Source organism: Desulfosoma sp., assembly GCF_052743555.1.
The window spans coordinates 46,188-64,763 of the sequence record NZ_JBRAHS010000006.1 but is presented as its reverse complement, the minus strand read 5'-3'; the positions used below and the strand labels follow the sequence as shown (position 1 = coordinate 64,763).

The 18,576-nt window shown below is 56.8% G+C and carries 17 protein-coding genes, 1 tRNA gene, 1 other RNA gene and 1 pseudogene; 15 read left to right on the top strand and 5 right to left on the bottom strand.

Annotated features, from left to right (window positions below):
- Positions 1–114 precede the first annotated feature (114 nt).
- Entirely contained in the window at positions 115–1,527 is a 1,413-nt protein-coding gene (locus ACUVSA_RS05260; protein ID WP_445894042.1) for an Ig domain-containing protein, read from the bottom strand.
- Between the two features lie 169 nt (positions 1,528–1,696).
- Here ACUVSA_RS05260 and ACUVSA_RS05255 point away from each other — a divergent pair.
- A tRNA-Leu gene (locus ACUVSA_RS05255) sits at positions 1,697–1,785 on the top strand.
- Between the two features lie 300 nt (positions 1,786–2,085).
- Complete coding sequence (locus ACUVSA_RS05250; RefSeq protein WP_445891587.1) at positions 2,086–2,445, top strand: sulfite exporter TauE/SafE family protein; 360 nt, start codon at positions 2,086–2,088, stop codon at positions 2,443–2,445.
- Here the strand turns inward: ACUVSA_RS05250 and acnA are convergent.
- Together acnA and ACUVSA_RS05240 are read right to left on the bottom strand one after the other, a co-directional pair.
- Positions 2,435–5,218, bottom strand: a complete 2,784-nt coding sequence (acnA, locus tag ACUVSA_RS05245; RefSeq protein WP_445894041.1) for an aconitate hydratase AcnA — start codon at positions 5,216–5,218, stop codon at positions 2,435–2,437. The genes ACUVSA_RS05250 and acnA overlap by 11 nt on opposite strands.
- 94 nt (positions 5,219–5,312) lie before the next feature.
- Positions 5,313–6,053, bottom strand: a complete 741-nt coding sequence (locus ACUVSA_RS05240) for an NUDIX domain-containing protein (RefSeq protein ID WP_445894040.1) — start codon at positions 6,051–6,053, stop codon at positions 5,313–5,315.
- A gap of 453 nt (positions 6,054–6,506) precedes the next feature.
- On the opposite strand from ACUVSA_RS05240, the gene ACUVSA_RS05235 reads away from it, so the two are divergent.
- Positions 6,507–6,860: a hypothetical protein gene (locus ACUVSA_RS05235; RefSeq protein ID WP_445891590.1), complete on the top strand. Its 354-nt coding sequence runs from the start codon at positions 6,507–6,509 to the stop codon at positions 6,858–6,860.
- A 153-nt stretch (positions 6,861–7,013) separates the two neighbouring features.
- Positions 7,014–7,549, top strand: a pseudogene (locus ACUVSA_RS05230) (bacterioferritin).
- 1,043 nt (positions 7,550–8,592) lie between these two features.
- Here the strand turns inward: ACUVSA_RS05230 and ACUVSA_RS05225 are convergent.
- Positions 8,593–9,396, bottom strand: a complete 804-nt coding sequence (locus tag ACUVSA_RS05225) for an inositol monophosphatase family protein (RefSeq protein ID WP_445894039.1) — start codon at positions 9,394–9,396, stop codon at positions 8,593–8,595.
- Between the two features lie 175 nt (positions 9,397–9,571).
- On the opposite strand from ACUVSA_RS05225, the gene ACUVSA_RS05220 reads away from it, so the two are divergent.
- The 11 genes from ACUVSA_RS05220 (at position 9,572) to cysS (ending at position 17,871) form a co-directional block, all read left to right on the top strand.
- Positions 9,572–10,171 carry an RlmE family RNA methyltransferase gene (locus tag ACUVSA_RS05220; RefSeq protein ID WP_445894038.1) on the top strand — a complete coding sequence of 200 codons (600 nt, stop codon included), beginning with the start codon at positions 9,572–9,574 and terminating at the stop codon, positions 10,169–10,171.
- A gap of 15 nt (positions 10,172–10,186) precedes the next feature.
- Positions 10,187–10,936 (top strand): YebC/PmpR family DNA-binding transcriptional regulator, encoded by a 750-nt coding sequence (locus ACUVSA_RS05215; protein ID WP_445894037.1) that lies wholly within the window; start codon positions 10,187–10,189, stop codon positions 10,934–10,936.
- Positions 10,937–10,954: 18 nt separating this feature from the next.
- On the top strand, positions 10,955–11,455 hold the full coding sequence (ruvC, locus tag ACUVSA_RS05210; protein ID WP_445891647.1) for a crossover junction endodeoxyribonuclease RuvC: 501 nt from the start codon (positions 10,955–10,957) through the stop codon (positions 11,453–11,455).
- Positions 11,452–12,060, top strand: coding sequence for a Holliday junction branch migration protein RuvA (gene ruvA, locus ACUVSA_RS05205; RefSeq protein ID WP_445894036.1), 609 nt, complete (start codon positions 11,452–11,454; stop codon positions 12,058–12,060). Before ruvC ends, ruvA begins: the two co-directional genes overlap by 4 nt.
- Positions 12,061–12,302: 242 nt before the next feature.
- Positions 12,303–13,322 carry a Holliday junction branch migration DNA helicase RuvB gene (gene ruvB / locus ACUVSA_RS05200; protein ID WP_445894035.1) on the top strand — a complete coding sequence of 340 codons (1,020 nt, stop codon included), beginning with the start codon at positions 12,303–12,305 and terminating at the stop codon, positions 13,320–13,322.
- 131 nt (positions 13,323–13,453) lie between these two features.
- Complete coding sequence (locus ACUVSA_RS05195; protein WP_445894034.1) at positions 13,454–13,666, top strand: dodecin family protein; 213 nt, start codon at positions 13,454–13,456, stop codon at positions 13,664–13,666.
- 97 nt (positions 13,667–13,763) lie between these two features.
- On the top strand, positions 13,764–14,162 hold the full coding sequence (locus ACUVSA_RS05190; protein ID WP_445891599.1) for a cobalamin B12-binding domain-containing protein: 399 nt from the start codon (positions 13,764–13,766) through the stop codon (positions 14,160–14,162).
- A gap of 512 nt (positions 14,163–14,674) precedes the next feature.
- Positions 14,675–15,082, top strand: an RNA gene (gene rnpB, locus ACUVSA_RS05185) — RNase P RNA component class A.
- Between the two features lie 58 nt (positions 15,083–15,140).
- On the top strand, positions 15,141–15,893 hold the full coding sequence (ispD, locus tag ACUVSA_RS05180; RefSeq protein WP_445894033.1) for a 2-C-methyl-D-erythritol 4-phosphate cytidylyltransferase: 753 nt from the start codon (positions 15,141–15,143) through the stop codon (positions 15,891–15,893).
- Entirely contained in the window at positions 15,890–16,390 is a 501-nt protein-coding gene (gene ispF, locus ACUVSA_RS05175) for a 2-C-methyl-D-erythritol 2,4-cyclodiphosphate synthase (protein ID WP_445891601.1), read from the top strand. The genes ispD and ispF overlap by 4 nt, the downstream gene beginning before the upstream one ends.
- Positions 16,387–17,871 (top strand): cysteine--tRNA ligase, encoded by a 1,485-nt coding sequence (gene cysS, locus ACUVSA_RS05170; RefSeq protein ID WP_445894032.1) that lies wholly within the window; start codon positions 16,387–16,389, stop codon positions 17,869–17,871. Before ispF ends, cysS begins: the two co-directional genes overlap by 4 nt.
- Positions 17,872–18,306: 435 nt before the next feature.
- On the opposite strand, the gene ACUVSA_RS05165 is transcribed toward cysS, so the two are convergent.
- Entirely contained in the window at positions 18,307–18,558 is a 252-nt protein-coding gene (locus tag ACUVSA_RS05165; RefSeq protein WP_445891603.1) for an FmdB family zinc ribbon protein, read from the bottom strand.
- Positions 18,559–18,576 lie beyond the last annotated feature (18 nt).

The following is an 18,576-nucleotide window of genomic DNA, read 5'->3' as shown; positions in this document are numbered from 1 at the left end:
CGCTCGACCGATGCACCGTCAATGGACCGGCTCCCCAGCGATCCGCCCGTCAGCGAATGGCAGGTTGAATGTTTTCGGCGTAGGCCTCCTTCAAGCCCATTTTCCAGTACTCACCTATATGCTGTGACACCTGTCTTTGAAGCAGGACACTTGAACCACACGATCGCTGTTCTTATCCAGAGTCCGCACCGTGCCCGTGAGAATCTCCCGTCCGGTGCAATCTCTCCCCGAGAAAAAAGTCAGCACAGTTCCGGCGGACAAAAATCCCTCGTACTTGTAGTTCAATGGCATGCGTATACACGTACTGCTTCCAATTCTATAGGATTTTCTGGTACCTTGATTGAATATGGAAATTTTATAGCGGTCGATTGTTCCTCCTCCGCCGCCACCGGTCCCATTGTCTCCTGCGGGATGAATGGTCAGGCCGAAGTTCTTTTGAGCCGACCGGCCGCATTCGTCTAAAACCCTAGCCGTGACGACATAGGCGCCCGAAGATCCCGGAGCCGGAACACCACTCACACGATTGCCAACACAGCTAAGCCCGCCAGGACACCGGGGGCTAACCGACAGCGTCCATTGATACGTCCCATACCCTCCATCGCCAGCGATTTGAGCCGAATAAGATTTACCCTCATATCCAACGGGGAGCTCCACAGTTGTGATCGTCAAAGGCTTGCGGCGCACAGGAAGCCACCCAGACCATGTCTCACTCTGTCCTGTCCGATCACAGACGGTCGCGCTGAGCGCTAGCTGGGACCCAGAACACCATGGGACATTCTGCGCGGAGAGAACCCCACTTTTATCTATACTGAAGCCTTTCGGAGGGGTCCCTACCCAGGTGTAAGGAGATACACCGCCATTTGCTTGTAGCGTGTAAGAGTAATACTGACCTTCCTCCGCCGCAGGCAACTCTTGAGGGGTTACAATCTTTAACTTTTCGAGCTTTTGACATCCTCTCAGGGCGCGAAGCTCATCCAGCCCCACATATTCCACCACGTCGTCGTACTCCTCGCGTCGCTCGATCCCGTCCTCTGTACAATTGTCGACCTTCGTGCCCAAGACGTGTATTTCTGTTGTGGTCTGTAGGTTCTGGTTTTCTCCAGCACTTACGATCATAAAGGCCACGTTGTTTCGGACCGTTCCTTCGTGGGTAATTCCCAAAGAGGTTCCATTTTCAGCACAAACATCGATGCGTAAAGCAGTGCCACAAGGGCTCGAACCGAGAAAAGTGCTGTTATCCCATTGAAGTTCCGGAGCTGCTACATACCGAAGCGCCACTCCCAAGGCATCGGTTCCCTTGACTCCGACCTTTTCAAAAGCATCAGATGGTCGACTGCGGTCGTAGGATGGGTCTTCGTAAGGCAGATAGCCGTTTCGAACTGCAAAGCCCATCAGGGCTTCTTTCGCTTGTTTGACCGCCTCGCGGGTTTCCATGAGCTTGGAACGTTTGACCAGCGGCCCAATGAGGCTCACTCCCAGCCCCAAAACCAGTCCAAGCACGGCAAGCATGATGGCCACCTCAATCATTGTAAACCCAGCACGTCTTCTCATCAGGCCCGTTCTCCCATTGTTTCGCGGCTTATTGCATACTCAACGCTTTTTTATTACATCGGCGGGGAAAATAAAAGACTAAAGACATGCCTTGTCCCAACAGCCTTGTCGGTTCAGGGGCGCTTGTGATATGAGAGGAGAGCGTGCCTGGGTGGTGGAATCGGCAGACACAAGGGACTTAAAATCCCTTGGGACCTTGTGCCCGTGCGGGTTCGATCCCCGCCCCAGGCACCACACCCCTGAGAAACTCCCCAGAGGACCTTTTTGCGGACGGTTGGGAGGTCGTCCCTACGAAAACTCAGGAACATGGCCGAGTCCATGTTTAGCAGGAGCGCCGCAAGGCGCCACAAGGCATCGCGGCTTGCGCCGCTCCTACAGAAGGTGTTCTCGAAAACGTTCTTGGAGCATAGGTCATCGGGAATATCGGTCGACCAACTGCCTCGCCAAAGCCCTTGATGCGACAAGATCCTTTGGGCATCTCCAATGAAAACGGTCGGTGTGCGCGCAACGGAGTCTACGCGAAGGAGCGGTTCCATGGCAGCGACGTGGTGGATCATGATTTCCAGCGGCATTTTGGTGGGCATCGGCGCATCGTTCACGGGCCTTGGCGGAGGGTTTCTCATGATTCCATTGCTTCTTTTTCTAGGCTTTTCCGCCCAAAGAGCCGTGGGCACTTCCTTTCTCGCTATTCTCGTTATTTCCATTTCGGCCTTGGTGGCCCATAACAAACTGGCCAATGTGGACTACCGCGCCGGGCTGCTCCTGGGTATCGGCGGAATCATTGGGGCGCAAGTAGGGGCGCGCCTGGTCGAACACGTCTCCACAGCCCAGTTCAAAAAGATCTTCGCGGGCATTCTGGTCGCTTTGGCCATTTATCTGTTTTTTAAAAAGTAGCTTTCGACGCCGCGGGGTCGATGGCTTTTTCCCGATAAATTTTGCGCAACACATAGGGCAGAATGCCCCCGTGGCGGAAGAACTCCACCTCCATGTCCGTTTCCAATCGAACGATCACGGGAAAGGACAATGTCGACCCATCGGCTTTGACCGCGGTGACCGTGAGCTTTTGCCGAGCGACCAAGGTTTTCAGACCGCGAATATGAAACAATTCGGTGCCGTCCAAACCCAGAGCATCGACACTTTTTCCCTCGTCAAAAACCAAAGGCAAGACCCCCATGCCCACCAAATTGCTTCGATGAATCCGTTCAAAAGACTGGGCGATTACGGCCCGCACACCCAACAGCGCCGTCCCTTTGGCCGCCCAGTCCCGGGAAGATCCGGTCCCATATTCTTCTTTTGCCAAAACGACCAGAGGTGTCCCTTCCGCCGCATAGGCCATGGCCGCGTCGTAGACAAACATGAGGGTCCCTTCGGGAAGTTTTCGAGTCCACGCCCCTTCTCGACCATCGGCCAAGCGGTTTCGAAGTCGAATGTTGCCGAAGGTGCCTCGAACCATCACCTCGTGGTTCCCGCGCCGGGATCCATAGGAATTGAAATCCGCCGGGTCGATGCCATGTTCCATCAGGTAGCGCCCGGCGGGATAATCTTTGGGAATAGCACCCGCCGGGGAAATATGATCTGTAGTGACGGAACGCCCCAAAACCAGAAGAGCTCGCGCCCCCACAATGTCGCGGGGCACCTCCGGCATGGCGGAAAGGCCGTCGAAATACGGGGGCTGACGAATATAGGTGGAATGGGGGTTCCAGGGAAATGTCGTGCTTTGGGAAATTTCAAGCCGTCGCCATAGATCATCCCCTTCGTCGATGGCACCGTAGGCTTTTCGGAAAAGGGTCTCCTGAAGCGATGCCCGAGTCAGCTCTGCGATTTCCTCATCTGAAGGCCACAGATCCTCTAGATAGACCGGGTCCCCGTTGGGATCCAGGGCCACAGGTTCGCGCGCCATGTTCACATCGATACGCCCGGCCAACGCAAAGGCGACCACGAGCATGGGTGAAGCGAGGAAATTGGATCGCACGCGCGGATGAATGCGCGCTTCAAAGTTTCGGTTTCCGGAAAGAACCGCCGCCACGTTGAGTTTTTCCCGTTCAATCACCTTTTCCACGGCTGGATGGAGCGCACCGCTGTTGCCGATGCACGTGGTGCAGCCAAACCCCACGCAATGAAACCCCAAGGCCTCCAAAAAGGGTAAGAGGCCCGCTCGGGCCAGATAGTCCATGACCACGCGACTGCCGGGTGCCAGGGATGTCTTGACATGAGGCGGCACGGAAAGGCCTCGACGCACGGCGTTTCGCGCCAGAAGGCCCGCCCCGATCATCACCGAGGGGTTGGACGTGTTGGTGCAGGACGTGATGGCCGCCAGCACTACAGAACCGTCGCCGATTTGAGAAAAGCGTCCATGGACTTCCACGGGGTAAAAACGTTGCCCCAGTGGCTCGCACGCTTTGAGCTTTTCCGTCACACAGCCCGATTCGTTGATAAAAAGGGACTCCTGCTTTTGCGATACACAGGCATCATAGCGACACCTCAGCAGTTCACCAAATCGAGCTTTAAGCTTTGTCAAAGGAATGCGGTCCTGGGGTCGAGCCGGCCCGGCCAGAGACGGTTCCACGCCAGCCAAATCCAGTTCGATCACCTCCGTGTATTCGGGTTCATCCTCTTCGGCAAAAAGCTTCAGAGCTCGGGCCGCGGTTTCCACAAGAGCCGCCCGATCTCCTCTTCCTGTGGCACGCAGATACTCAACGGTGACGGCGTCGATGGGGAAAAATCCCACGGTCGCCCCATATTCCGGGGCCATGTTGGCCACCGTGGCGCGGTCAGGAAGCGACAAGGATCGCAGACCGGGGCCGAAAAATTCCACGAACTTATCCACCACCTGAAAGGAGCGCAGCTTCTCGGTGACGGTAAGCACCAGGTCCGTAGCGGTCACCCCTGAAGACAAACGCCCCACGAGTCGGACACCAATGACCTCCGGAAGCGTCATCCAATAGGGTTGCCCCAACATGACCGCTTCCGCTTCGATACCCCCCACGCCCCAGCCCAAAACACCCATGCCGTTGATCATGGTGGTGTGGGAATCCGTCCCCACCACACTGTCAGGGTAGGCCTGCAGGCCGCTGCCCGAGGGCTTGGGCTCAAGCACAATGACCTTGGCCAAATACTCCAGGTTCACCTGATGGCAAATACCCGATTGGGGCGGAATCACCCGCAGCGTCTCGAAACTTTTTTGAGCCCACTTGAGCAGAGCGTAGCGCTCCCGATTTCTTTCGTATTCCTTGGCCGCATTCAACAACACTGCCCGTTCCGTTCCATAAAAATCCACCTGCACCGAATGGTCCACCACCAAATCCACGGGCACCAGAGGGTTGATGAGGCGCGGATCGCCACCCAGAGCCTTCATGGCGTCACGCATCGCCGCCAAGTCCACCACGACCGGGACCCCGGTAAAGTCCTGCATGAGCACACGGGATGGGTACAATGCAATTTCCACGGGGGTCTCATAACGAGGAAGCCACCGAACCGCCTTTTCCAGGTCGGTTGGCTTCACGGTCACACCGTCCATCTTTCGAGCGAGGTTTTCCACAAGCACACGAATGGAAAACGGCAATCGATGCACGTCCGCGCCCAGATCCCTTTGCAGGGCGTCCATGTCCGTAAGCTCAATGGATTGTCCCGACAGATTGAGCGTTTTGTTGTAGGAGAGGTTGCCCATAAACGATAATCCCTTCTGAATACAGTCATAAAGTCATCAAGTCAGAGACTCGGCAGTAGGTCGGTATAGGTCAGGTCTTGGTACGCACGAGCAGTTACCGGCGCTCTGAATCCTTTGTCGCTGCAGGCAAAAAAGCTGCAAAGCGCAGGTGAATACCGTCGGGTCCCGCAACGATGAAATCCCGCAGTCCGTAGTAACGATCCCCCAAAGGCGTCACGATGGGATAACCCAGATGTTGTGCTTTTTCGTAAAGGGCGTCCACATCGTGGACGACGACCCGAATGTTGCCAACAGGCTGATCCGGCGGGGTCACCTCGGGCCGTTCCACCACAAACAGCAGGGAATCCTCCCAACGCAGTTCTGCAAAGGGCCCGTCCCGGCGGCTCAGTTGAAAGCCAAAGTCTTGAAAAAATCGGCAGGACGTCCCCAAATCCCGAACATACAGAGCCAAAACCAATTGTTCCCCTGAAGGGACCACTCGATGTTCCATGGAGCCTCCTTGCGCACGGCGTTTGAAGAATTCCTTCACGGCAGGTCCCGTGCCGGTATCCCAGGGTCTCACCTTTTCTAGTGGCAGCACCTTCACTTCGGCGATTTCCTCACCGAGAACCAACATCCCTGTCGCACGCACATGGTAGGCAACGATCGTTTGATTTTTTTCGCTGAAGTCGTAATGGCCGAGGAAATCCACAATGTGTCCCTTGAGCCCCAGTTCCTCGGCCACTTCTCGAAGAACTGCCTCTTCCGGGGTTTCTCCGGCTTCCAAAAAACCCGGCCACAATACCGAAAAACCTCGACGGCCACCCTTGAGAGCGCACCAGTACGATCCCACCATTCCATTCCACAACGGCGGCTACCACAGGTGTGGGGTTGTTCCAAAAGACGTTGCCGCATCGAGAATCTGTGCACACTTTTCGAGCTCGCCCTTCGGTGAGCGAAGGGGCAAGCGGTTTTCCACATTGAGGACAAAATTTCACGAATTTTTCCTTTATACGGCCGGCCACGGAGCTTTTTCGCGGAAATCCCAGAAACAGTGGCATGAAAAAATTCGAGAATCAAGACCCTTGGCGTCTTCCTTTTCTTCACCGGGCTTTGTCGGTTAACGTGTGGTGTGGTTCGAAGGCCATGGCCGCACGCAGATTCAGCATCGGTCTCTGGAGGTCACGGCAGCAGAGGGGAATTGTGTTTCGCTATGGCTGTTGCTTGTGCTGAAGGAATGATGGCCGCATGGGTCGCAAGACGTGAGCGTAATTACAGACTCCCTCAATGACGCAAAAAGGGGGCACGCATGGGCCGAAAACCAGATCCGCTTTTGGAAGAGTTTCTGGACGAAAGCCTGGGTTTTCCAGAACTGGCATGGGAAACTGTTCCGGTTCAGGTTGACCCCTATCGAGTGTGGGACGCCTGCGATGCCAATGTGGAGGGGTGGGTGCCTGTGTGGTACCCCGTGAGAGATCCCCTCACGGGCCGCTCCTACAGCGAATTCGAGCGAGCCCATTATTTTCATCAGGATCTGGTCCGTATTTTGACACAGATGCACCGGTGGCCCCTGTGGGGATCTCGACGCCGAAAAAAACATGCCGTGGCCATCGCCTTGCTGAATATTTATTGCGAAGTGGGCGGTCACGAGTGTGCGCTTTGAAGGGTTTCGGGCAGGCTTTCGGAGGGCTTTAGTGTGTATCAGCGGGAAAACCGCACGTTGCCGCCGTGCTGCTTGGTGTTTACAATGGTAGCAATTATTGAATCATGGGAGAAGCCCAGACGGAATGATAAAAAACCTTTAGAGGACGCGACCATGGAAAGCAAGGAAAAGCGACGCGAGAAGGTCATTGAAGTGCTCAACAAAGCTCGGGCTATGGAGCTGCTGGCTATTCACCAGTACATGAACCAGCACTACAACCTGGACAACATGGACTTCGGGGAATTGGCCGCGAAGATGAAGCTCGTCGCCATCGATGAGATGCGTCACGCCGAGATGTTCGCTGAAAGAATTAAGGAGCTGGGCGGAGAACCCGTCACGGGCCACGACGGCCAAGTGGTGAAAGGGCAGGACGTGCGCGAAATCTTCCCCTTTGATGCCAATCTGGAAGACGATACCATCGACGTCTACAATCAGTTTGGTTGGTCTGCCAGGAAAACGGTGATGCTATCAGCATGAAGCTCTTTGAAGATATCATCAACGAAGAGCAAATCCATTATAACTATTTCGACAATGTGGACAATCACATCAAGAAGCTGGGCGACACTTTTCTGGCCAAAATCGCGGGCACGCCCTCTGAAACGGGACTGACGCCTCGCGGGTTTGCCGTGGGCACAGGCACTCCGGCTTGATGGATGTCGCATAAACGGCCCACACGGCGAGGCACTCTGCGCGGAAGCCTCCTTTTATGGAAAGCTCGGAACCGGGCACCTTCGCCGAAGGGACCAAGCCTGGGGTGCGTCGACCCGCAATAGCACCATTGACTGCTGGAGCACAGGGGGGGACGGCAGACGGCCGTCCCTTTGGTTTTTATAGGGTGGGAATCTTCCAGCAACACGAATGACCTTAAGACTCTTGGGGGGGGGTGTCGTCCGTGTCCGCCTTATCCTGGTGGCGGCACCATTCCTCAGAGAGCTCCTGCACAATTTCCTGCCTCAGTTCCTCAGGCCGCACAAAATGCGGACAAGCACAGAGAATATCTTCGGGTTCACACAGCTCAAACCAGGCGCAATCCAAGCAGGTGTTCATAAGGCTTCACGTCCCGCCTTGCTGAAGCGGCCCACGGACTAGACCTCTCGTCGTCTTCCACAAATCCATCGACAGGACATGAAAAAAACTCAAGGGTTTTTTCTCCCTTTCGACCAGCCGGCTTGAAATTTTCTCGCACGAGCTGCTTCAGAAGATGGCTTTCTATCAGCCCGGCGCGTGGTTTACGGCATCTTTGGCGCTTGGAGGCCTATCCGGGAATGCACTTTTGCGTTCGAGCGGGAGCCCGCATGTCCTAATAAGGGGACAACAGTGATCGCGGTCCCCACATTTCCGGACGCGCAGCAGCGCGTCCCCCCGATGCCACAGGTTCCTCCCTGCAATGTCTCGTGAGGGAACGCCTCCCTGCGGTGTCTTCGAATCAACTACCTTCCTATGGAGCGTGTCCGATAATGGTTTGGCCGCGTCCTTTCGGTTTAAGGCTTTAGGAGCGCCGCAAGGCGCGATCAGCCATCGCGGCTTGCACCGCTCCTTCTGGAGGTTTCTTGAACGCGTTTCAGTGTTTCGAAGGGACCGGCTCCCGCCAGTCCGCACGTTCGCTGAGGGCCACAAGGCCGCCACTTTGAAAGCATGAAGGCAACTGGTCGATTCGCCCACCAAAGCCGTCGGACAGCATCTTCGGACAAGCTTAAAGGTCGCTCAGTTCTCGGACATAGCCACGAATCAGCGCATGGGCTCCTTCCGGCGCGGCCAGTAAAGGGCCATCTACGCGCTTAGCTTCAAAATATTCATTAAGATGGAACGGCCTTCCGTCCAGGAAGCGCAGGCTGCCTCCCGCCGCCTGAAGAATGATCTGGGCCGCCGCTAAATCCTGATAGGAAACGCTGCGCATGAAAGCGCCTTCCGCACGGCCCATGGCCACATAGCTGATGTGGGCGGCGGTGCATCCCAGGTTTCGAATCTTTCCCGGAAAATTCGACCGGAAATGTTCGTGCATGCGAGAGTAAGTAAAAAGTAAGCTCTCGTTGTTGATCTCTCCTGAATAAGCGATCCCAATGGACGTGTCGTTGAGAAACGCGCCCCTGTCGGGCTCCGCATAAAAGCATTCGCCCGTCACGGGCATATGAAAAATGCCGAGAACCGGCCAAAAGTTTTCCAAAAGGGCCAGGGAGGTGCCCCAGAGAGGGATGCCCGCTTGAAAATTGGCCACGCCGTCCAGGGCATCGTAAACCCAAAGATACCCCTTGTGGCCGTGCACGTAATCGGTGCGGGGCGGAGCATCGCCGAACACTTCATGTTCCGGAAAGCGAGCATACAGTGTGTCGTGAAAAAATCGTGTGAGGTGCAGTTCCGCTTCCGTGACCAAATCTTCGTCGAATTTCACGTCCTTTCGGCCTTTCCCGTAATAGCGAAGCGCCTCTCGGCCGGCCTGTCGAATCGTGTCCAGAGCGAATTCTCGAAGTTCTCCAATGCCCGCGCCATCCTGACTCATGCCGCTCCTCCCTCCTGACAGTGTTGCCTTTCCATCCTTTTTTCCCACCTTTGCTTGATGGACCATAAAAGGTTGCCTCGTGCTTGTCAAAGTCGGAGGCGTTTGCAACCCACCGGCGAATGTGTTATGAACACAACCGCTTGGAAAAAGGAATAGTTAGAGGTCTTTCAAAGGCATGAGCCACCCCTATCAAGATCACTACTTTCATCGAGCCAAGAAAGAGCAGTACCTTGCGCGCGCGATCTACAAGCTGCAGGAGATTCAAACCAAACATCGATTGGTCCGGCCTGGGGATCGTGTTTTGGACCTGGGCGCGGCGCCGGGGTCCTGGATCCAGCTCACCAGCCGCATCGTGGGATCAAAAGGCTTGGTGGTGGGCATCGATCTTCAACCCATCTCCCACCCGTTTCCCGACCACGTGGTGACCATGCAGCAGGACATCTTTAATGAAGAGACCACGGATGAAGTGGTCAAGCGATACGCCCCGTTCGACGTGGTCCTGAGCGATATGGCGCCGAAGACCTCAGGTGTCAAATCCGCCGACGCCGCACGCTCGGAACTGCTTTTTGAGAGGGCCCTGGATCTGGCCTGCAGGTCGCTGCGCCCCGGGGGAAGGTTCCTTGGCAAGATCTTTCAAGGGGACGAGTTTCATCAGTTGCTTTTGCGGGTGAAGACTTTTTTTCGGCGCGTCAAGGTGGTCAAGCCCGACGCCTCGCGCAAGCAGAGTCGAGAAATTTATGTCCTTGCCATGGACTTCAAGGGCGCCAACGGTTAAACGGAGGACTCTATCATGTCCGGACATTCCAAATGGAGCACCATCAAGCACAAAAAAGCCGCTCAAGATGCCAAACGCGGCAAGATCTTCACCAAGCTCATCAAGGAATTGACGGTCGCTGCTCGATTGGGGGGCGGCGATCCGGAAGCGAACCCTCGGCTGCGGACGGCCATTGCGGCGGCCAAGGCCGAAAACATGCCTAAGGAAAATATTGAACGGGCCATAAAGAAAGGGACAGGGGAACTGGAAGGCGCGGCGTACGAGGAGGCCATTTATGAGGGGTACGGCCCCGGGGGTGTGGCCATTCTAGTGGAAGTGACCACGGACAATCGGAACCGAGCGGCCAGTGAAATCCGTCATATTTTCACCAAAAACGGCGGAAGCCTGGGTGAAGCGGGATGCGTGGCCTGGATGTTTGAAAAGCACGGTCTGATCGTCTTCAACAAGGACAAGGTTGAAGAAGATCATCTCATGGAGGTAGCCCTGGAGGCGGGTGCGGAAGATGTGCGGGATCAGGAGGATCAGTTCGAAGTAATCACTACGCCGGGTGAGCTCGAAAAAGTGAAGGCCGTCTTCGATGAAAAGGGCATGGCTTACGAGATGGCACAAGTGACGATGGTGCCCCAAAGCACCGTGCGCGTGGAGGATGAAAAAACCGCGCAACAGCTTTTGAAGCTTATGGATGCTTTGGAAGACAACGATGATGTGCAAAACGCCTACGCCAATTTCGACATTCCCGACGAGATTTTGAACGCGGTGGCCTGAGGCGCGCTAGGAATGAGCATGCGTGTTTTGGGCATCGACCCAGGATCCCGACACACAGGCTATGGTGTGGTGGAAAACGACGGAAAGCGTTTGGTTCCCGTCCTTTACGGGTCCCTTTCCTTGCCGGCTTCCATGGGCTTGCCCATGCGCTTGGGGTCGATCTTTACGGAAATCCGGCGCCTCATCGAGGAGGCCCGCCCTACGGAAATGGCGGTGGAGGCGGTCTTCGTGGCCCGCAACGCTCGAAGTGCTCTCATTCTGGGGCACGCTCGAGGGGCCGCCATGGCGGCAGGCATTCACGGCGGCCTGCAGGTCTTTGAATACAGTGCGTTGGAAATCAAGCAGGCTGTGGTGGGCTACGGAAAAGCGGAAAAAGGCCAGGTGGCCCATATGGTTCGGCTCCTGTTGGGTCTTCACGACCTTCAGGACCCTCATGCCGCCGATGCCCTGGCCGCCGCCGTCTGCCACATCCACGCGCGCTCCTTTCACACCCGTTGTTCTTTGGCTCAACGCCTATGATCGCTCATCTGGAGGGCAGACTGCGCCATAAGGCTCCAGACCATGTCATCGTGGACGTCCACGGGGTGGGTTACTGTGTCCACGTGTCGCTGAGCACCTTTTATGACTTGCCCGAGGTGGGTGCTTCCGCCAGCCTTTACGTGCACACGCATGTGCGGGAAGACACGCTGCAACTTTTCGGCTTCGGCACTTCCGCCGAAAAAGACATGTTTCTGCATCTGATCGCCGTCAACGGCGTCGGACCCAAGATGGCCTTGAGCATTCTTTCAGGAATTCAGCCTGATGAACTGCGCCAGGTAGTGCTTTTTCAAGACCGTCAACGCCTGCAAAAGATCCCCGGCATCGGAAAGAAGACGGCGGAACGCATTCTGTTGGAACTCAAGGACCGATTGCGCGTTCCTGTGCCGGAACCGTCCGCCGCCGCATCACCCCAGAAACTGGAAGAAGACGGCTATGCCGACGCCTACTCCGCTCTGCTGAACTTGGGCTATCGTCCCGCGGAAGCCGCCAAAGCCATGCAAAAGGCTCTTCAGGCAGCAGCCGCCGCCACGGAAAAGCCTTCCCTGGAACAGCTCTTGCGGGAAGCACTTCGCATCCTCGCCTGATGCGCACGTGGGGGTCGCCCCATGGCAGCTCCTTGGAGAACGACCGTTCCAGGAGGTCGCCCCTTCTTTCACCTAAAGCCAGGCCAATGGTCTGGCCCCATGCTTTCGGCTTCTTGAGGTTGTCGGACCGCCCCAAGGAGTGCTAAGCAATCACGGGTTGCGACGCCCCTACTGAAGGCGTTTTTGGCCAAGCTCCTCGGCAACCGGCTCCTGCCCCATGAAACCGAAAAGGAACGGCAGCCATGACGGACCGATTATTGGAACCAAGACCACGAGACGAAGATTTGCCCGTAGAAGCTGGTCTCAGACCCCGTACCCTCGATGAATACCTCGGCCAAAGCGAACTGAAGGAAAAACTTAGAATCTTCATCCAAGCGGCGTTGCAGCGCAAGGAGCCGCTGGACCATGTCCTTTTACACGGCCATCCCGGGCTGGGCAAAACCTCCCTGGCATCCATTATCAGTCTCGAACTGGGCGTGCCTTTTCGAGCCACCTCAGGCCCCGTCATTGAACGTCCCGGCGATTTGGCCGCCATTTTGACGAACCTGGAACCCAGATCCGTCCTGTTCATCGATGAAATTCATCGACTGAACCACGTGGTGGAAGAGATCTTGTATCCGGCCATGGAGGACTTTCAGTTGGACATCATCATCGGTCAAGGTCCGTCGGCGCGGACCATCAAACTGGATCTTCCACCGTTTACCTTGGTGGGAGCCACCACGAGGGCCGGGTTGCTGTCCCCGCCGTTGCGAGACCGATTCGGAGTGGTGTTGCGCCTTGACTTTTACCGAGTGGACGATCTGCAACAGATTGTGTTGCGGGCCGCACGCATCATGGGCCTGGCTATCGATGATGAGGGAGCACGGGAAATCGCCCGCCGCTCTCGAGGCACGCCGCGCATTGCCAACAGACTCCTGCGACGGGTTCGAGATTTCGCCGAAGTGCGCGCTCAAGGATTCATCACGCAAGACGTGGCGGACATGGCGCTCAGAATGCTGGATGTGGACGAGCGAGGCTTTGACCGCATGGATCGGCGCATTCTTTCGACGATCATCGAAAAATACGATGGAGGTCCCGTGGGGATCGAGACCCTCGCAGCGGCGGTTTCCGAAGAAAAGGACACTCTGGAAGAGGTCTACGAGCCGTTTCTCATTCAACAAGGGTTTCTCAAGAAAACTCCGCGGGGCCGCGTGGCCACGCGCTTGGCTTTTGAACATTTGGGGCGCCCCTATCACTCGTCGCGCCAATTGTCGCTCCTTTGAGAAAGCCCTGGTTCGGGATTCCCAAAGCGTGTATAGAACAAGAAGCCCCGCGCACCAAAGGCGCACCGATTTTCAAGGCGGCGGACGCACCCTCAAGCTGGCCCTCAAGGCAAGCAGCAGAGGAGGTTCCCATGGCTGAAAGCGTGTACAAGATCATTGAATTGGTGGGAACGAGCGCGGTTTCGTGGGAAGACGCCGCCAAGAACGCGGTGGAAACGGCGTCCAAGACGCCGCGGGATCTGCGCATTGCTGAAATCACCAAGCTGGACATGAAGCTTGAGGAAGGCAAGGTGGTGGCCTACCGAGCCCGCGTGGCTATTTCCTTTAAGTACCAAGGGAGTTGATCCGCCCATTCTGTCGCGTCAAAAAGGTGATCCGGGCTGCGCCGCCGCCCTTTCATTGCCTGCAGTCGACCGAACACGCCCCTTTGGAGGAAACGCCATGGGTCAACGAAAGGTAAGAATCCTGATGGCCAAATTCGGCCAAGGCTACGAGGCGGCTCTCATGCGCCTTGCCGCCGCCTTCAGCGAAGCAGGCTTTGAAGTCATTTACACCGAATCGGAAGATCCCAAAGCCATTGTGAACGCTGCTCTGCAGGAATCCGTGGATCACATCGGCATCACCACCCTTCCGGAAGCCCACCTGGAACAATTCGCTGCCGTTCTGGACCTGCTCAAGGCGCACGACGCCCAAAACATCGGCGTGACGGCGGGAGGTTTCTTTGATGAGGCCCTGGTGCCCGAATTGAAAAAACTGGGCGTGGTGGAATTCTTCCCTAAAGGCACCACCCACGAGCAGCTCATTCAGTGGGCCCGGCAACACATTTCCCCCGTTGAATGAGCCAAAACCTTAAAACGCCTTAGCGTTCCAAGAACATTTCAGAAGGTCCTTAAGCAGCCGCGTGAGGGTTCCTGCATGCAAATCGAGGACCTCCTCTTTCATGTTTCCAGAGTGGCTTCCCTTCGGCCGTCTACGAATATTCGGACGGACAAAGGCCGGTCCCCCCAAGGCGAATCGAGAAAGGTGTACCCCAAGCCGTCCTTTTGAAGGCATGGGCAGAGAAATCCTGAACACGAACATGGGCCACGACAAACACTCTTCTCAGGCAGGCTCCTGGTCTGCAAGAGCGGCGCAAGACACGATAGGTCTTTGGCCACGAAACGGCAAATTCCCTTCTCAAGAAAATCGCGCCGTGCATCGCTCCCTCTAGAAGCCGACCTCCATGACCACGGCAATCCCCGGTGCAAAAAAACGCCCCCCCACCTGTCGCCGACCGGTCCGGCACTCGCCTTTGCGGGTTCCGGACCGGGCTTGCACACAAGGCCGTTTTTGGATACTTTTCTAACGGATGTGGAGGAGCACACCCGATCGCCGGTTCCTTTAAGGAACGGGAGGAAAGTCCGGGCTCCGCAGGGCAGGGTGCTGGGTAACGCCCAGTCTCGGTGACGAGCAGGAAAGTGCCACAGAAAACAAACCGCCGAGCCCTCACTTGACCGTCGCCGCCCCGTGGCGGCGCCAAAGCCACGTGAGGGCCCGGTAAGGGTGAAACGGTGAGGTAAGAGCTCACCAGTCCCGGTGGTGACACCGGGAGCTCGGTAAACCCCACCCGGAGCAAGGCCAAGTAGGGGAGCGTTCAAGGGTTGCCCGCCCGAGGCTCCCGGGTCGGCCGCTTGAGCTTCATGGCAACATGGGGCCTAGAGGAATGATCGGGACCTTTCCCTAGGAAAGGCACAGAACCCGGCTTATGGGCTCCTCCACATCCCTCTTGCACCGTCAGCGGCGCACGACAGAAACCCTTTTCACCATCGGCTGAATGACTTGACGATCGCGACGCTTTCCAAGCCTTTGGAACAAACCTTTGCCGTCGTGCCGGCTGCAGGCTCCGGCGTACGGATGGGGCTTGCCCATCCCAAGCAGTTTCATCCCCTGCACGGCAAGCCAATTCTGGCGTGGACCCTTGAAGTTCTGCGCGCCCTACCCTTTTTGCACGGCATCATCACCGTCGTCCCTGAAAATGCCTTGGACTCCGTTGCAGCGTTGATTTCCTCCCTTGGCGCCGGACCCATCATGACGGTGGTGGCCGGCGGAGCGCGCCGCCAGGACAGTGTGCTGTCCGGGCTTCAGGCCGTGCCGGATTCCTGCCGATGGGTGCTCATTCACGACGGCGTGCGCCCTATGGCCTCTTCGGAACTTTTTTTCCGCACTTACGAGGCCGCGCAGCGGTGCGGGGCTGCCGTGTGCGCCTGTCGTGTCGTAGAAACCGTGAAGATGGCCGAAGAGGGATGGGTTCAGGCCACGCTGCCTCGAGACCAAGTCTGGCTGGTCCAAACGCCGCAGGTGTTTCGCCGGGATCTTTTAGAAAAGGCCTTTCGCCAAGCCCAGGCCCTTGGATGGGACGCCACGGACGACGCCTCCCTCGTGGAACGGTTAGGGGTTCGCGTGGCCGTGGTGGAGGGGGAAAAATCTAACATCAAGATCACAACCCCAGACGATCTGCTTTGGGCTTCCTGGTATCTGGAACACTCGCCCGTAGTCTCCGCGTCTTTGCGACGCCAAAAGGAAGGTCTATGAACAGAAATTTTCGCATCGGCATGGGCTGGGATGTGCACGCCTTTGCCTCAGACCGGCCCCTCATTCTCGGCGGTGTGAACATTGCCCATGAACGGGGCCTTCTCGGCCATTCCGATGCCGACGTGCTGTGCCACGCGCTATGTGACGCCTTGCTGGGTGCTGCCGCTTTAGGGGATATCGGCACCCATTTTCCTGACTCCCAGCCCCAATACAAGGATGCGTCCAGTTTGGGGTTGCTGGAAGCCGTGTGCCGCCTCCTGCACCAATCCGGCTTCGGCATCGCCAATGTGGACATGACCGTTTTGGCCCAAGAGCCCAAAATCGCCTCGTATGTCGCCCGAATGCGACGGAATCTGGCTGATGTGCTGGGTGTGGACGAGAATGCGGTGAGCATCAAAGCCACCACCACGGAAGGACTGGGGTTCGTCGGCCGCGTGGAAGGCATCGCTGCATGTGCCGTCGCCCTGCTCTACCAGAAACAAGGAGCCGCCTCATGAGCCTGGTTGTCTACAACACTTTGACAAAGAAAAAAGAACCCTTTGTTCCCTTGGAAACCGGCGTCGTCAAGCTCTACGTCTGCGGCGTGACGGTCTACGACTTGTGCCACATCGGGCATGCGCGATCGGCCATCGTTTTTGATGTCATCTACAGGTACTTAAAGCACCGGGGCTATCGGGTGACGTATGTTCGCAATTTCACCGATATCGACGACAAGATCATCAAGAGGGCTCAGGAGGAAGGCACGGACTACCGCACTATTGCGGATCGCTACATCGCCGCCTTTTATGAAGACATGGACGCACTGGACGTCTTGCGCCCCGACTTGGAACCTCTGGCAACGGAAAACATTCCGCAGATGATCGACATCATTCGCCGCCTGGAAGAAAAGGGCATCGCCTACAAGGCCGGCACGGATGTGTATTTTGCTGTGGAAAAATTTCCCGACTACGGAAAACTGTCCGGGCGCAGCTTGGATGACATGATGGCCGGAGCCCGCGTGGAGGTGGATGTCCACAAACGCAACCCGCTGGACTTCGTGCTATGGAAAGGAAGCAAGCCCGGGGAACCGGCCTGGGACAGCCCCTGGGGACCCGGACGCCCGGGCTGGCACATCGAATGCTCGGCCATGGGTAGCCGCTTTCTGGGCCCCACCTTTGACATTCACGGCGGCGGCAAGGATCTTATCTTTCCCCATCACGAGAACGAAATCGCTCAGAGCGAAGCCGCTTTCGGTGCGCCCTTCGTGCGCTACTGGCTGCACAACGGTTTCGTCAACATCAACAATGAAAAGATGTCCAAGTCCTTGGGCAATTTTTTTACCATTCGAGACATTCTCAAGGTGGTGCATCCGGAAGCTCTCAGATTGTTTGTGCTTTCCAAGCATTATCGCAATCCGGTGGATTTTTCCGATGAGGCGCTGGCGGAAGCCGAACGGGCCTTGGAACGGCTCTACGCGACCTTGGAAGAAACCCAGATTCGTACACCTCAAGAAATCCAAGGGGAAAAGATCGCCGAAAAGACCTTGCAGGATCAAGACAAGGAGCTCTTTCAAAAAATTGCGGGCTTTCCCGAGGCCTTTGGCGAAGCCATGGACAACGACTTCAACACCGCCCAGGCCTTGGCCTTGCTCTTTGAACTGCAAAGATCCACGCAGCGCTTTCTGGACACCTTCGGCCGTAAAACCCTCAAAGGGCCGGCCGCCGCTCTTGCACGCAAAGCCGCCGCATGCCTTCAGGACCACGCCCGGATACTCGGCCTACTGTCGCGTTCACCGGAAGCGTTCTTTGACGAAATCAAGAAGCGAAAGGTGGCCCGGAAAGGCATCGCCGAAGCCGATGTGGAAGCCCTGATCGCACAGCGCACCAAAGCTCGCCGGGAGAAAAACTTTCAGGAAGCGGACCGCATTCGCGACCAGCTTGCCACCATGGGAGTTCAACTGGAAGACACGCCGCAGGGAACCCGGTGGCGCGTTCGATAGCGAAAAGCCACCGTGAAAACGCCATTTTTTCTTCATAAAAGCGGCCTGGGTGCGTTCCATTCCCTGTTAAGCCTTGGCACAGAGGGTTGGAACCGCCCCATTCAAAATGTCTGTCGTTCTGAGCATGGATGTGGGAGGGACGCGCTTCCGCGCGTCCGTCTTTTCATTCGCCGTTCGAGACGCCCCCATCCGCATTCGGGAATGTTTGGACCAGCACAAGCCGGCCCTTCGAGGGGAATCCTGTGGGCAGGCCCATAGCTTCGAAGGGACAGCCTTCTGGGCGTCTTTCTGAGGTGAATAGAAAGGCTCGCCATTCTTGATCTGTGGAAGGGCCTCCTGGTTGTCCGTAAACCTGCGGACCGCGAGGACGCGGTCCCTCCGTCGCGTCATGCGCGGGCAGACGAACGCCCTGCGAAGGCATTCTCAGCCGAGCCTTTACCGGGTCTTGCCGCAGCAGGAACCTGGAACACACCCTTGATTTGCCGGGCTTGTTCCGCAACAGCCCGTATCCCGAGGCCCGGGAAGCCGATGGCCGTCTTTGGCGCCGGAAGCCCTGGAAGAAACGGAAAGAAGTTTCTTCAGATGGACACTGCCACAGCCAGGGCACGACACGGCTTCTTCTTTGGCCAAAACCAAATGCTCTGAAACCTGACCGCACTGAGTGCACACGTATTCGTAGAGAGGCATAAGCCGCCTTTCCGTCGC

Coding starts and splice junctions, on each gene's coding strand:
- ACUVSA_RS05260 (WP_445894042.1), bottom strand. CDS start 1,527: ATGATTGAGGTGGCCATCATGCTTGCCGTGCTTGGACTGGTTTTGGGG.
- ACUVSA_RS05250 (WP_445891587.1), top strand. CDS start 2,086: ATGGCAGCGACGTGGTGGATCATGATTTCCAGCGGCATTTTGGTGGGC.
- acnA (WP_445894041.1), bottom strand. CDS start 5,218: ATGGGCAACCTCTCCTACAACAAAACGCTCAATCTGTCGGGACAATCC.
- ACUVSA_RS05240 (WP_445894040.1), bottom strand. CDS start 6,053: ATGGTGGGATCGTACTGGTGCGCTCTCAAGGGTGGCCGTCGAGGTTTT.
- ACUVSA_RS05235 (WP_445891590.1), top strand. CDS start 6,507: ATGGGCCGAAAACCAGATCCGCTTTTGGAAGAGTTTCTGGACGAAAGC.
- ACUVSA_RS05225 (WP_445894039.1), bottom strand. CDS start 9,396: ATGAGTCAGGATGGCGCGGGCATTGGAGAACTTCGAGAATTCGCTCTG.
- ACUVSA_RS05220 (WP_445894038.1), top strand. CDS start 9,572: ATGAGCCACCCCTATCAAGATCACTACTTTCATCGAGCCAAGAAAGAG.
- ACUVSA_RS05215 (WP_445894037.1), top strand. CDS start 10,187: ATGTCCGGACATTCCAAATGGAGCACCATCAAGCACAAAAAAGCCGCT.
- ruvC (WP_445891647.1), top strand. CDS start 10,955: ATGCGTGTTTTGGGCATCGACCCAGGATCCCGACACACAGGCTATGGT.
- ruvA (WP_445894036.1), top strand. CDS start 11,452: ATGATCGCTCATCTGGAGGGCAGACTGCGCCATAAGGCTCCAGACCAT.
- ruvB (WP_445894035.1), top strand. CDS start 12,303: ATGACGGACCGATTATTGGAACCAAGACCACGAGACGAAGATTTGCCC.
- ACUVSA_RS05195 (WP_445894034.1), top strand. CDS start 13,454: ATGGCTGAAAGCGTGTACAAGATCATTGAATTGGTGGGAACGAGCGCG.
- ACUVSA_RS05190 (WP_445891599.1), top strand. CDS start 13,764: ATGGGTCAACGAAAGGTAAGAATCCTGATGGCCAAATTCGGCCAAGGC.
- ispF (WP_445891601.1), top strand. CDS start 15,890: ATGAACAGAAATTTTCGCATCGGCATGGGCTGGGATGTGCACGCCTTT.
- cysS (WP_445894032.1), top strand. CDS start 16,387: ATGAGCCTGGTTGTCTACAACACTTTGACAAAGAAAAAAGAACCCTTT.
- ACUVSA_RS05165 (WP_445891603.1), bottom strand. CDS start 18,558: ATGCCTCTCTACGAATACGTGTGCACTCAGTGCGGTCAGGTTTCAGAG.